Here is a 14,034-nt window from a genome sequence, read left to right on the forward strand (position 1 = left end):
TTCAAGGGATGCCAACCCGCTCGTCCGAACCAAACGCACCCCGGCCGACGTTGGTCGTCGCCACTTGCCCGCGGGGCTCTTTTCCAGCCACCCTATGTTTCGCTTGCCGAAGTACGCTTGCCTATGTCCGAATTCCAGCTTTACCTCAAACGCCCCCGCTGGCGGCGCCTGGTTCCATGTGCGCTGGCTCTGGCAGCCTTGCTCTGGCCGTTGAAATACCTGGCTGAAAACCATTATCACGCCAAGCTCACCGAGCAGAATCGCCAGACCCTGGATTTGTATGTCGCCAACCTGCTCGGCACCTTGCGTGGCTATGAGAACCTGCCCGCCATCCTTGGCAACCTGCCGGTGCTACGCAATGCCTTGCTCAGCCCTGAGAATACCGCCTCCCAGGAGCTGGCTAGCCATGTCCTCAAGCAACTGCAACAGCAGACTGGCGCTGATGTCATCTACCTGATGGATGCACAGGGGCTGACCCTGGCCGCGTCCAACTGGGATCAAAGAGACAGTTTCGTCGGGCGCAACTTCATTTTCCGGCCGTATTTTCGCGATGCGATGGATGGTCGGCTGGGTCGTTTTTTCGGCCTCGGCAACACCTCGGACAAACGGGGTTATTACTTTGGCTCAGCCGTTTACAGCGGCAGCGAAGCGCTGGGCGTATTGGTCGTCAAAGTCGATCTGGACCACACGGAGACCCTGTGGGGCAACGCACCCGAACGCCTGCTCGTCACCGACGGTCAGGGTGTGGTGATTCTTACCTCCCATGCGGACTGGCGCTTTCGCCTCACCCGCGAGCAGACAGATCAAGAACGGGCGGCCATCGCCTTTCACAAGCCTTATCCGACCCAGGAGCTACAGCCGCTGGAACTCGGCGCAGGGGTCTGGCTGTCGCAACAGCGCGAGCTTGAAGAAATCGACTGGACGGTGAGTATTCTCGCGCCCACCAGCCTGATCGACCGCCCCGTGCGCAGCGTGATCGGCGGCGGCGTCATCGCCCTGCTCGCCATATTGTTGCTGTTCGGCCTCTGGCTGCAGCGTCAGCGCCACTACTTGGAACGTATCGATCTGAGTACCAAGGCGCGGCGCGACCTGGAGTTGCGTGTGCAGGAGCGTACCCGCGCCCTGGAAACCCTCAACAGCCGCCTCAAGCAAGAAGTGCTGGAACGCGAACACGCACAGCAGGAGCTGGTGCGTGCCCAGGATGAACTGGTGCAGGCGGGCAAACTGTCGGCGCTGGGCACCATGAGCGCGAGCATCAGCCACGAACTCAACCAGCCCCTGGCGGCTATCCGCAGTTATGCCGACAACGCCCGTGTACTCATGGAGCACCAACGCCACCACGATGTGCACGGCAATTTGCAGCAGATCAGCGCGCTGACCGCCCGCATGGCCTCGATCATCGCCCACTTGCGCGCCTTCGCCCGTCGCGACCGTCATGCGCCGGAAAGCGTCGCCCTGCAACCGGCCCTGGAAGACGCCATTGCCCTGCACAGCCAGCGACGCCGGGCCATGGATGTCGAACTGATCCGCGACCTGCCGGACGCCCCACTCTGGGTGCAGGCTGGCGAGACCCGGCTGCGCCAGGTATTAAGCAACCTGATCGGCAATGCGCTGGATGCCCTGGCCGAAAAACCCCATCCCCGCAAGCTCTGGCTGCACACCACACAGACCGAAGACAGCATTGAGCTGCGTATTCGCGATAATGGCCCAGGCTTCAGTGACGAAGCCCTGCAACGTGCCTGCGAGCCCTTTTTCACCACCAAGACCAGCACCCAGGGGCTGGGCCTGGGTCTGGCCATCTGCGACAGCCTGATGCGCGCTCTGGACGGCGAACTGCTGTTCGAAAACCACCCCCAAGGCGGCGCCGTGCTGACCTTGCGTCTGCGCACCGGCGCGCCCGGCGTCAACCCCTATCCGCCCGAGGACCTTCCCGCATGACCACGGAATTCGCCATTGACAGCGCTATTCAGGTTTTGCTGATCGACGACGATCCCCATTTACGCCAGGCACTGAGCCAAACCCTGGACCTGGCGGGACTCAAGGTCGTGGCGCTGGATTCGGCGCAGCATGTTGCCGCGCGCATCCACCCTGACTGGCCCGGCGTGGTGGTCAGCGACATTCGGATGCCCGGGCTCGACGGTCTGCAATTGCTCGAACAGATTCAGGCCCAGGACCCGCAGTTGCCGATCTTGCTGATTACCGGCCACGGCGACGTGCCGTTAGCCGTGCAGGCCATGCGCGCCGGCGCCTACGATTTCCTCGAAAAGCCCTTCGCCAGCGAAAAACTGCTCGACAGTGTGCGTCGCGCATTGGATCTACGCCGCCTGGTGGTGGACAACCGCAGCTTGCGTCTGGCCCTGGCCGACCGCCAGCAGCTGGATGGCCGCTTGCTCGGCCAATGCCCGCCCATGCAGCGCTTGCGCGAGCAGATTGGCGCCTTGGCAGCGACCTCCGCCGATGTGCTGATCCTCGGCGAAACCGGCACCGGCAAAGAAGTCGTGGCGCGCGCTCTGCACGACTTGTCCAGTCGCCGCAGCGGCCCCTTCGTGGCCATCAATGCTGGCGCACTGGCCGAGTCGGTGGTCGAGAGCGAACTGTTCGGCCATGAAGCCGGAGCCTTCACCGGCGCGGCCAAGCGGCGCATCGGCAAGTTTGAACATGCCAATGGCGGGACCCTGTTTCTCGATGAGATCGAGAGCATGAGCCTCGATGTGCAGGTCAAGCTGCTGCGCCTGCTGCAGGAACGGACGGTCGAGCGCATGGGTTCCAACCAGCTGATCCCGTTGGACATCCGCGTGATTGCCGCGACCAAGGAGGATTTGCGTCAGGCCGCCGATCAGGGACGTTTCCGCGCCGACCTGTATTACCGGCTGAACGTGGCCCCCCTGAAAACCCCCGCACTGCGCGAGCGCGGCGATGACGTGCTGTTTCTCTTCGAGCATTTCGCCCAGGCCGCCAGTACCCGTCACGGTTTGCCGACCCCCATGCTGCAGCCGGCGCAACGGGCGCAACTGCTACGCCACGACTGGCCCGGCAACGTCCGCGAGCTGCAGAACGTCGCCGAGCGGTTCGCCTTGGGATTGGGCCTGGGCCTGGAGCATGAGACGGAAGAGGTCAGCGCAGAGACCTCAGCCGTGACGGGCGGTCTCAGCGACCAGGTCGAGGCGTTCGAGCGCGCCTTGATCGCGGCGGAACTCAATCAACCGCACAATTCGCTGCGCAGCCTCGCTGAAGCCCTCGGCCTGCCGCGCAAGACCTTGCACGACAAATTGCGTAAGCATGGGCTGAGTTTTCATGAAGCTGGCGGAAACTCGCCAGAGGTTGCCGACTAGCGTGGCGGTAATCCGCCAGAAAGCGCCCCTTGCCTGCGCATACAACGCCAGTGCGATAAGGTTCACACGGCTTCGCAGGTCTGGCATACCTATTGCTAATATCATAGAGCGCGTTAAACGAGACACGCTTTAGAGGATGTCCGGTGCTATCGGTCAGATGATTCATTAGACTGCGGCTGGCATCAACGCGCCATCGCACTTGCGATACATAAAACAAAGAGGAAGCATTCCAAATGTTCAAGCTATCTGCCAAGGCAATTGCCTGCGCACTGTCCCTGAGCATCGCTGGTATGGCCCAGGCGGCCGACCCGATCCTGATCAAGTTCTCCCACGTGGTTGCCGAGAACACTCCTAAGGGGCAGGGCGCCAACCTATTCAAGAAGCTGGCTGAAGAACGCCTGCCCGGCAAAGTCCGCGTCGAGGTCTACCCGAACTCTTCGCTGTACGGCGACGGCAAGGAAATGGAAGCGCTGCTGCTGGGCGATGTACACATCATTGCTCCGTCGCTGGCCAAGTTCGAGCATTACTCCAAGGGCGTGCAGATCTTCGACCTGCCCTTCCTGTTCGACAACATCGAGGCGGTGGACCGCTTCCAGAAGAGCGAAGCCGGCCAGAGCCTGCTCAACTCCATGGAAGACAAGGGCATCACCGGTCTGGGCTACTGGCACAACGGCCTCAAGCAGCTGTCGGCCAACAAGCCCCTGCGCGAGCCGAAAGACGCCCGCGGCCTGAAGTTCCGCGTACAGGCTTCCGCCGTACTGGACGAGCAGTTCAAGGCTGTGCGCGCCAACCCGCGCAAGATGAGCTTTGCCGAGGTGTATCAGGGCCTGCAGACCGGCGTGGTAAACGGCGCCGAGAACCCCTACTCGAACATCTACTCGCAGAAGATGCACGAAGTGCAGAGCTACATCACCGAGTCCAACCACGGCCTGCTCGACTACATGGTGATTACCAACACCAAGTTCTGGGAAGGCCTGCCGGCCGACATTCGCACCGAGCTGCGCAGCATCATGGATGAAGTCAGCGTTGAGGTGAACAAGCTGGCCAACGACCTGAACGAAGGTGACAAGCAGCGCATCCTGGCTGCCGGCACCACCGAAATCATCACCCTGACTGACGAGCAGCGCGCCAAGTGGCGTGATGCGATGAAGCCGGTGTGGAAGAAGTTCGAAGCTGAAATCGGCGCCGACCTGATCAAGGCCGCCGAAGCCTCCAACCAACAGTAAGTAAGACTGTTGCGGCGGGTGCGTTTGCGCGTACCCGCCCTTTGTTGCCGGGTTCTCCGGCAGCAGAGACGCTTTGCCAGGTAAGGCTCCCCGTTCGCTCTTGCGACGCCTCCAATAACTGCCAATCAATCAGGAGATGTCATCCATGAACGCCCTGCGGCGCCTCTGGGATCACTTCGAGGAAGGCTTTATCGTCTTCCTGCTTGCAGCCATGACGCTGGTGACTTTCGTCTACGTCATGCTCAACAACCTCTACTCCATGTTTTATTACTTCGGGGATACCTTCCCCAGCATGGAAAATTTCTGGTACGCCATAGGCGATCCCATTCTCAGCCTGGCCCAGGCGATGACCTGGGGCAACGCGCTGACCAAGGCCCTGTTCGCCTGGTTGATCTTCTTTGGCATCGCCTATGGCGTACGCACTGCCGGCCACATCGGCGTCGACGCTTTGGTCAAACTGCTCAATACCCGTAATCAGCGTATCGTCGGTATCATTGCCTGCCTGGTCTGCCTGGGCTACGCCGGCCTGCTGGGCGAATCCAGCGTGGAGTGGGTCTACACCCTGGCCAAAGCCGGCATCGGCGCAGAAGATCTCGGCCACTACGGCATCATGCAATGGCACATCGCGGCCATCGTGCCCTTCGGCTTTTTCATGTGTTTCATTCGTTTCGCTGAAATTCTTGTGCGCATCCTGCGTGGCCAACAACTGGGCCTGGGCCTGGCTGACGAAGCCGCCGACGCTACAAAGTTGAATCAGGTCGACACCGAGGAGCGCAAGTAAATGTCCATTCTGTTCCTGTTTGCCCTGCTCTTCGCGCTGATGTTCATCGGCGTGCCGATCGCCATTTCCCTTGGCCTGGCCGGCTCGATGACCATCATGTTCTTCAGCAACGACTCCGTGCGTTCGCTGGCGATCAAGCTGTTCGAAACCTCCGAGCACTACACCCTGCTGGCCATTCCGTTCTTCCTGCTGGCCGGTGCGTTCATGACCACCGGTGGCGTGGCCCGCCGCCTGATCGACTTCGCCAACGCCTGCGTCGGCCATATCCGTGGCGGTCTAGCCATCGGTGCAGTCATGGCGTGCATGCTGTTCGCGGCCCTGTCCGGTTCCTCGCCGGCCACCGTGGCCGCGGTCGGCTCCATTGCCATCGCCGGCATGGTGCGCTCCGGTTATCCGCAGGCCTTTGGCGCCGGTATCGTAACCAACGCCGGTACCCTGGGTATTTTGATTCCGCCGTCGGTGGTAATGGTGGTATACGCCGCCGCCACCGAACAATCGGTTGGCAAGCTGTTCATGGCCGGTGTCATTCCTGGCTTCCTGCTCGGCCTAGTGCTGATGGTGGCGATCTACATCGTTGCCGTGAAGAAAAACCTGCCGGCCATGCCACGCGCATCCCTGCGCCAATGGCTGCGCTCTGGCCGCGAGGCCATGTGGGGTCTGCTGCTGATGGTGATCATCCTCGGCGGTATCTACTCCGGCATGTTCACCCCGACCGAAGCCGCGGCCGTGGCCGCCGTGTACTCGGCGTTCATCGCGATCTTCGTGTACAAGGACCTGACCTTCAAGCAGGTCCCTCATGTGATCCTGGACTCTGGCAAGCTGGGCATCATGCTGATGTTCATCATCGCCAACGCCATGCTGTTCGCTCACGTGCTGACCACTGAGCAGATCCCACAGCAGATCACCGGCATGGTAATGGACATGGGCCTGCAACCCTGGCAGTTCCTGCTGGTGGTGAACATAGTTCTGTTGATCGCCGGTGCGTTCATGGAGCCGTCTGCGGTGATCCTGATTCTGGCGCCGATCCTGTTCCCGATTGCCATGCAGCTGGGTATCGATCCGATCCACCTGGGCATCATTATGGTGGTGAACATGGAGATCGGCTTGATCACTCCACCAGTGGGCCTGAACCTGTTCGTCACCTCAGCGGTGACCGGCATGACAGTGCCGCAGGTAATCCGCGCAGCCATGCCGTGGCTGTGCCTGCTGCTCGGCTTCCTGGTGCTGGTCACCTACGTGCCCTCGATCTCGCTGGCCCTGCCAAACTGGCTAGGCATGCCGTAACTCGACCCTTGCGTAAACACGGAGCCCGGCCTAGTGCCGGGCTTTGTGCTTTCTGGCCTACCCTCATCCTATAGCCGTATGCCTGCCCTTTGCCTGATGCCGGTCCCTATAATTCGGCACGGGTGCATTCACCGGCTGCTCGGTGAAGCAGGTTAAAAAACTCATGCGAGGTCGGGCCGCCACGCAGGGAGTTCCGTATGCCACAACCCTTGTCCTATCGCCCTGCCTCCAGGGCTCAGCGCTATACCCAGCAGGCTTTCTCCGCCCTCGAACGCTTTATCCACATCGAAGCCGTCAGCGGCGCGGCATTGCTGGTCGCCACCCTGATCGCCCTTATCTGGGCCAACTCCGCACAGGCGCAGAGCTACGAGGCACTCTGGCACTTGCCCATCACCCTGGGGCTGGGCGACTGGCAGTTCACCCGCTCACTGCATTTCTATGTCAACGATGCGCTGATGACGGTGTTCTTCCTGGTGGTCGGCATGGAAATCCGCCGCGAGATCCACGACGGTGCCCTGGCCAACCTGCGCCAGGCTGCCCTGCCGGTGATCGCGGCCTTCGGTGGCGTACTGGTACCCGCGCTGCTTTACCTGGCTTTCAACCGACAGGCACCGCTCAGCCATGGCTGGGCGATTCCGACCGCCACCGACATTGCCTTCGCTATCGGTGTGCTCGCCCTGCTGGGCCGTGGCATTCCCAGCAGCCTTCGCATCTTTCTGCTGACCCTGGCGATCATCGATGACGTGATCGCTGTGCTGATCATTGCCGTGGTGTATTCCGGCGGGTTGGATTACAGCGGTCTGCTGGTGGCCGGCCTCGGCATGCTGATGGTGCTGGCCTTGCAATGGATCGGCATCGGCACGGCCTATGCCTACGTCATTCCCGGCGCCGTCATCTGGTTCGGCTTGCTGAAAACGGGCGCGCATCCCAGCCTGGCCGGCGTGGTGCTGGGCCTGATGACCCCCGTAGTACGCTTGTATCGCCATGCCCATCCGCTGGAGGCGCTGGCCAGCAGTCTCGATGAGGTCCGCAGATTGGCCGGGCAGGGCCAGGCGGATGAATTGGCCCAGCCACTCAGCGAGCTGCGCAAGACCCAGCGCGAGTTGCTGCCCCCGGTGATTCGCGTGCAAAAAGCCCTGCACCCCTGGGTGGCCTTCGGCATCATGCCGCTGTTCGCCCTGGCTAATGCCGGCGTGGCGCTGGGCACGGTCGACCTGGGCCTCGCCGACTCGCAGAAGGTCATGTTCGGCGTGTTCTGTGCGCTCGTGCTGGGCAAGCCCCTGGGCATCTTCCTGGCGACCTGGATCACCGTGCGCCTCGGCCTATGCCGGCTGGCACCGGACATGAATTGGAACGGCGTGCTGCTCATCGGGCTGCTGGGCGGCATCGGCTTTACCATGTCGATCTTCGTCGCCAACCTGGCCTTTACCAGCGAGAACCTGCTGAGCGCTGCCAAGCTGGGCATCCTGCTGGGCTCCGCCACTGCGGCCTGTGTGGGTTTCCTGTGGGGCGTGCTGCTGTTCAAACGGGCGCGCAGCCGTGCTTAATGCTTCGCTGGTAAGGCGCCACCTGTTCGCCAAACCTTTGCAGCCAAGCCGCGGCAACAGACGAACGGCCTGCCACGGCCACCCTGAAATCTACGACCATTGGGTTACAGCCGTGACTTGATGGTCGAGTGCCGCGTCAGCATAGGCATCCACAAGAATTGTCCGTCGCTGGCTGAACGCAGTCGGCATGATCGACGGCCTCAGGCCTGTCACCCCCACCTTCGGGCGCCAGGCCCTTTGCGTAAGGAGTTTTCCGGGTTATGTCTCGCTTACCTGTCATCGTTGGTTTCGGTGGTTACAACTCCGCCGGGCGCAGCTCGTTCCACCACGGTTTCCGGCGTATGGTCATCGAGTCCCTGGACAGTGAGGCGCGTCAACAGACCCTCGCCGGCCTGGCGATCATGATGAAGCTGGTGCGCTACGCAAACGGTGCCTACCGCGACAGCGACGACCAGGCACTGACCCTGGCTGACATCGAAACCCGCTACGCCCGGCAGATTCTCGATCACACGCTGATCCGTCGCATCGAAAAACAGTATTTCGACGTCGATGCCACTCATTGGCAGAAGAGCATCAGCCTGAACAGCGACAGCGACGCGCCCTTCAGCTTCACCACCAGCCGCAAGCAGCTGCCCGAGCCGCTGCCGGCCAACTGGAGCATCGAGCCGCTGGCGGGCAACGAGGTGCGCGTCACCCTCAACGGCAGCTGCGACTTCAAGGTCGACAGTTATCGCGAAATGCCGGTGAAATCCGCCGGGCAACTGCCCACCGGTTTCGAGCCCGGCGAGCTGTACAACTCGCGCTTCCACCCCCGCGGCCTGCAGATGTCCGTGGTCGGCATGACCGATGCACTGCGCTCCATCGGCATCGACTGGAAAACCATCACCGACAGCGTACCGCCGGACCAGATCGCCGTGCACGCCGGCAGCATCATGAGCCAGCTCGACGACAACGGTTATGGCGGCCTGATGCAAGCGCGCCTGAAAGGTGGACGTGTCTCCTCCAAGCAATTGCCGCTGGGCCTGAACACCATGCCGGCGGACTTCATCAACGCGTATGTGCTGGGCAGCGTCGGCAGCACCGGCGCAATGACCGGCGCCTGCGCCACCTTTCTCTACAACCTGCAAAAGGGCATCGACAGCATCGTCGACGGCCGCTCGCGGGTGGTGATCGTCGGCAACAGCGAAGCGCCGGTCACCGTCGAATGCGTCGACGGCTACGGCGCCATGAGCGCCCTGGCCACCGAGGATGGCCTGCGCGCCATCGAAGGCAAGCCAGAGGTGGACTTCCGCCGCGCCAGCCGCCCATTCGGTGAGAACTGCGGTTTCACCCTGGCCGAGTCCTGCCAGTTCGTGGTGTTGATGGATGACGAGTTGGCCTTGCAACTGGGCGCCGATATCCATGGCGCGACCCCAGATGTCTTCGTCAATGCCGACGGCTTCAAGCGTTCGATCTCCGCTCCCGGCCCGGGCAACTACCTGACCCTGGCCAAGGCCGTGGCCAGCGCCGCGCAAATCGTCGGCATCGACGGCGTACGCCAGCGCAGCTTCGTGCATGCCCACGGCTCCAGCACCCCGGCCAACCGCACCACCGAATCTGAACTGCTTAACCGCATCGCCACTACGTTTGGCATCGACGGCTGGCCGGTGGCAGCCGTCAAGGCTTATGTCGGCCACTCCCTGGCCCCGGCCAGCGCCGACCAGTTGATCGCCGCCCTCGGCTCGTTCAAGTACGGCTTGATTCCCGGCATCAAGACCATCGACCGGGTCGCCGACGACGTGCACCAAGATCACCTGCAGATCTCCACCGCCGACGTTGCGCGCGACCAGCAGACGCTGGACGTGTGCTTCCTCAACTCCAAGGGCTTTGGCGGCAACAACGCCACCGGCTACGTCTTGGCCCCCCATGTGGCCGAACGCATGCTGCGCAAGCGCCACGGCGAAGCCGCCTTCAACGACTACCTGGCCCGCCGCGAACAGACCCGCGCCAACGCCCGGGCCTACGAAGAGCGCGCGCTGCAGGGCGACTTCGACGTGATCTACAACTTCGGCCTGGATATGATCCATGACCAAGATCTGCTCATCACCGATCAGCTGATCCAGGTACCGGGCTTCGCACAGCCGGTGACCTACCAGCAGGACGAACGCTACCGCGACATGCTCGACTGATCCGCGGCGGCGCCTGAACGACGCCGCTGCACCCGGTTCCCCTTGCCGCGTCGTTGGTTACAACGGCGCGGTTTTTTTATGTGCAGCGTATGGCTTGGACATGTAGGGTGGACAACGTTTTTTTTGTCCACCGAGCGGGGGCACTGGTGGATGTAAAAGCGTCATCCACCCTACGTCTGCCGAGGTTTTAACGGGTTCAGACGTATTGCGCCGCCGCGTAGGCCGAGGCCCAGGCCCACTGGAAGTTGAAGTCGCCCAAGTGGCCGCTGACGTCGAGCACCTCGCCGATGAAGTACAAGCCCGGCGCTTTCAGCGACTCCATGGTCTTCGAAGAAACTTCACGGGTATCCAGTATGTAGGGTGGACAACGCTTTTCTTGTCCACCGAGCGGGGGCACTGGTGGATGTAAAAGCGTCATCCACCCTACGAGGGGCGGTGCTTCTTACGGTTTAGCGCGTAGGGTGGACAACGCTTTTCTTGTCCACAGAGCGGGGCACTGGTGGATGTAAAAGCGTCATCCACCCTACCAGGCCGATGCTTCTTACGGGGGTTCAGACGCGCCGCCGCGTAGGCCGAGGCCCAGGCCCATTGGAAGTTGAAGCCGCCCAAGTGGCCGCTGACGTCGAGCACCTCGCCGATGAAGTACAGGCCCGGCGCCTTCTCCATGGTCTCGAAGAAACTTCACGGGTATCCAGTATGTAGGGTGGACAACGCTTTTCTTGTCCACAGAGCGGGGTACTGGTGGATGTACAAAGCGACATCCACCCTACGAGGGGCGATGCTTCTTACGGTTCAGCACGTAGGGTGGACAACGTTTTTCTTGCACACCGAGCGGTGCACTGGTGGATGTACAAAGCGACATCCACCCTACCAGGCCGATGCTTCTTACGGGTTCAGACGTATTGCGCCGCCGCGTAGGCCGAGGCCCAGGCCCACTGGAAGTTGAAGCCGCCCAAGTGGCCGCTGACGTCGAGCACCTCGCCGATGAAGTACAGGCGCGGCGCCTTCAGCGACTCCATGGTCTTCGAAGAAACTTCACGGGTATCCAGGCCGCCCAAGGTGACTTCGGCGGTGCGGTAACCCTCGGTGCCGGCCGGCACCAGTTGCCAGGCCTGCAGCTGTTCGGCGATAGCGTTCAGTTCGCTTGGCGTGTACTGCTTGAGCGGCTTGGAGACGAACCACTGCTCGCACAGCAGCCCGGCCATCTTCTTGGTGAACAGCTCGCCCAGCAGGGTTTTGAGTTCCGTGTTGGGCCGTTCGCGCTGCTGTTCGGGCAGCCATTCAGGCAGCTCCAGGTGCGGCAAAAGGTCGATCTCGACGCGGTCGCCCGGCTGCCAATAAGAAGAAATCTGCAGGATCGCCGGTCCCGACAGGCCACGGTGGGTGAACAGGATGTTCTCCACGAAACTCTGCCCGTTGCAGCTGACCCGGCAATCCTCCACCGAAGTGCCGGACAGCTCTGTGCACAGCTGTTTGAGCTGCGGATCGGTGAGGGTGAACGGTACCAGCCCGGCACGGGTTGGCAGCACGCTGTGGCCAAACTGACGCGCTATCTGATAACCGAAGCCGCTGGCGCCCAGCGTGGGAATCGACAGGCCGCCGGTGGCGATCACCAATGATTGGCAGACGAATTCGCCCATGCTGGTGGTCAGGCGATAACCGCCGCCGTCGCACGGAGCGATGGTCTCGACCGAGGTATCCAGGTGAATCTGCACATCGGCTTCGCGGCATTCGTTGAGCAACAAGTCGAGGATGTCGCTGGACTTGCCGTCGCAAAACAGCTGGCCGAGCTTCTTCTCGTGGTAGGCCACGCCGTGTTTGCCGACCAGTTCGAGAAAATCCCACTGGGTGAAGCGCGCCAGCGCCGACTTGCAGAAGTGCGGGTTGGCGGATAGGAAGTTGCCGGACTCGACATACAGGTTGGTGAAATTGCAGCGCCCGCCACCGGACATGAGAATCTTCTTGCCGGCCTTGTTGGCGTGCTCGAGCACCTGCACGCGGCGGCCGCGCATGGCCGCCTGAAAGGCGCACATCAGCCCGGCGGCACCGGCGCCGATGATCAGCACATCGGTGGCATGACTCACAGGCTACGCACCCGGAACGAGCGGCCCTTGATCTTGCCGTTCTGCAGGCACAGCAGCGCCTGATGCGCAACGCTGCGCTCCACCGCCACATACGCCTGGTGATCAAACAGGGCGATCTTGCCGACCTGCTCGGCCTTGAGGCCGGCATCACCGGTCAGCGCGCCGAGGATGTCGCCGGGGCGCACCTTGTCCTTGCGCCCGCCACCGATGTTCAGGGTGATCATCGGCGGGCGCAGCAGCTCGCTGCCGTTCGGCTTGAGGCTGTCGAGGTTTTTCCAGTTCAACGCACGTTGCTGCAGGTCTTCGATGGCGCTGGCGCGCTGCGCCTCGCTCGGCGCGACCAGCGATACCGCCAGGCCCTTCTCACCGGCGCGACCGCTACGGCCGACGCGGTGGATGTGGATTTCCGGGTCGCGGCTCAGCTCGGCGTTCAGCACCAGGTCGAGGCCGGCAATGTCGATGCCGCGCGCCGCCACGTCAGTGGCCACCAGCACGCTGAGGCTGCGGTTGGCGAACAACGTCAGCACCTGATCCCGATCGCGCTGTTCCAGGTCGCCATGCAAGGCGGCTGCGCTCAGGCCACGGGCTTTGAGAAAGGCCACCAGTTCGTCGCACTGGATCTTGGTCTGGCAGAAGGTGATGGTCGAGGTGGGCCGGTAATGGTCGAGCACTTGCGCCACCGCTTCCATACGGCGCTGCGGTTCGATTTCGTAGAAACGCTGTTCGATCTGCGCGTTGTCGTGCTGACTTTCCACCTCGACCCGCGCCGGCTTCTTCAGGAAGCGTGCAGCCAGCTGCTCGATGCCTTCGGGGTAGGTGGCGGAAAACAGCAGCGTCTGCCGGCGTGCCGGCGTCTGCTCGATGATCGCACTGATCGAATCGATAAAGCCCATGTCGAGCATGCGGTCGGCTTCGTCGAGCACCAGGGTGTTCAGGCCGTCCAGTTTCAGGGTGCCCTTGGCAAGATGCTCCTGCACGCGGCCCGGCGTGCCGACGACGATATGCGCGCCGTGTTCCAGCGAGCCGATCTGCGGGCCGAATGGCATGCCGCCACACAGAGTCAGCACCTTGATGTTGTCAGCGGCTCGCGCCAGGCGGCGGATTTCCTTAGTCACCTGGTCGGCCAGCTCGCGCGTCGGACAGAGCACCAGCGCCTGGCAGCCGAAGTAACGCGGGTTGAGCGGGTGCAGCAAGCCGATGCCGAAGGCGGCGGTCTTGCCACTGCCCGTCTTGGCCTGGGCGATCAGATCCTGGCCTTTGAGGATCAGCGGCAGGCTCTGCGCCTGGATCGGCGTCATGGCGCTGTAGCCAAGGTCCTCGATAGTGGACAGCAAGGCGGCGGACAGCGGCAGGGAGGAGAAAGCAGAGGTGGTCACAGAGGCAGGCCTGGGGTGCGAAAAATGGCGTGCAGTGTATCAGGCTGCACGGCTCAGGCAGAGCCGCCGGGCAGGCGCCGCTGCCCGCACTACCTGGCGCGTAATGGGCTGCCCAGAGCCTTTCCTCAAAACCGGGCAGATACAAAAAAAAAGAAAAAAGACTAAAACAGGGGGTTATTCTGCGCGTAATTTCTCTATAAATTTGTCTGGCAACGCTACATCAACTCAATAAATAC

9 protein-coding genes and 2 pseudogenes are annotated in these 14,034 nt (G+C 62.2%); 7 read left to right on the forward strand and 4 right to left on the reverse strand.

Going from position 1 to position 14,034, the window contains the following annotated elements; translation table 11 throughout:
- Positions 1-123: 123 nt before the first annotated feature.
- The 7 genes from ACTV8E_RS07450 to ACTV8E_RS07480 all read left to right on the forward strand — a co-directional run bounded on the left by ACTV8E_RS07450 (position 124) and on the right by ACTV8E_RS07480 (position 10,338).
- Positions 124-1,938, forward strand: coding sequence for a sensor histidine kinase (locus tag ACTV8E_RS07450; protein WP_443199069.1), 1,815 nt, complete (start codon positions 124-126; stop codon positions 1,936-1,938).
- A complete protein-coding gene (locus ACTV8E_RS07455) occupies positions 1,935-3,332 on the forward strand; it encodes a sigma-54-dependent transcriptional regulator (protein WP_443199070.1) in 1,398 nt (465 codons plus the stop codon). Before ACTV8E_RS07450 ends, ACTV8E_RS07455 begins: the two co-directional genes overlap by 4 nt.
- Before the next feature lie 233 nt (positions 3,333-3,565).
- Positions 3,566-4,558 (forward strand): C4-dicarboxylate TRAP substrate-binding protein DctP, encoded by a 993-nt coding sequence (gene dctP, locus ACTV8E_RS07460; protein WP_443199071.1) that lies wholly within the window; start codon positions 3,566-3,568, stop codon positions 4,556-4,558.
- Positions 4,559-4,703: 145 nt separating this feature from the next.
- Positions 4,704-5,339, forward strand: coding sequence for a TRAP transporter small permease (locus ACTV8E_RS07465; protein WP_443199072.1), 636 nt, complete (start codon positions 4,704-4,706; stop codon positions 5,337-5,339).
- Positions 5,340-6,623: a C4-dicarboxylate TRAP transporter large permease protein DctM gene (gene dctM, locus ACTV8E_RS07470; protein ID WP_443199073.1), complete on the forward strand. Its 1,284-nt coding sequence runs from the start codon at positions 5,340-5,342 to the stop codon at positions 6,621-6,623.
- 197 nt (positions 6,624-6,820) lie between these two features.
- A complete protein-coding gene (gene nhaA, locus ACTV8E_RS07475; RefSeq protein ID WP_443199074.1) occupies positions 6,821-8,170 on the forward strand; it encodes a Na+/H+ antiporter NhaA in 1,350 nt (449 codons plus the stop codon).
- A gap of 260 nt (positions 8,171-8,430) precedes the next feature.
- Entirely contained in the window at positions 8,431-10,338 is a 1,908-nt protein-coding gene (locus ACTV8E_RS07480) for a beta-ketoacyl synthase (protein ID WP_443199075.1), read from the forward strand.
- Between the two features lie 196 nt (positions 10,339-10,534).
- On the opposite strand, the pseudogene ACTV8E_RS07485 reads toward ACTV8E_RS07480, so the two are convergent.
- From ACTV8E_RS07485 to dbpA, 4 genes and pseudogenes are all read right to left on the reverse strand, one after another.
- Positions 10,535-10,690: pseudogene (locus ACTV8E_RS07485) on the reverse strand (NAD(P)/FAD-dependent oxidoreductase); the annotation flags it as partial.
- Positions 10,691-10,893: 203 nt separating this feature from the next.
- Positions 10,894-11,010, reverse strand: a pseudogene (locus ACTV8E_RS07490) (NAD(P)/FAD-dependent oxidoreductase); the annotation flags it as partial.
- A 221-nt stretch (positions 11,011-11,231) separates the two neighbouring features.
- Entirely contained in the window at positions 11,232-12,422 is a 1,191-nt protein-coding gene (locus ACTV8E_RS07495; RefSeq protein ID WP_443199076.1) for an NAD(P)/FAD-dependent oxidoreductase, read from the reverse strand.
- The gene (gene dbpA / locus ACTV8E_RS07500; RefSeq protein WP_251834550.1) at positions 12,419-13,798 is read right to left on the reverse strand and encodes an ATP-dependent RNA helicase DbpA; all 1,380 of its coding nucleotides are present in this window, start codon (positions 13,796-13,798) and stop codon (positions 12,419-12,421) included. The genes ACTV8E_RS07495 and dbpA overlap by 4 nt, the downstream gene beginning before the upstream one ends.
- Positions 13,799-14,034: the final 236 nt, after the last annotated feature.

This window comes from Pseudomonas sp. B392_1p (genome assembly GCF_052245235.1).
In the GTDB taxonomy this organism is placed as follows: Bacteria; Pseudomonadota; Gammaproteobacteria; order Pseudomonadales; family Pseudomonadaceae; genus Serpens; species Serpens gallinarum.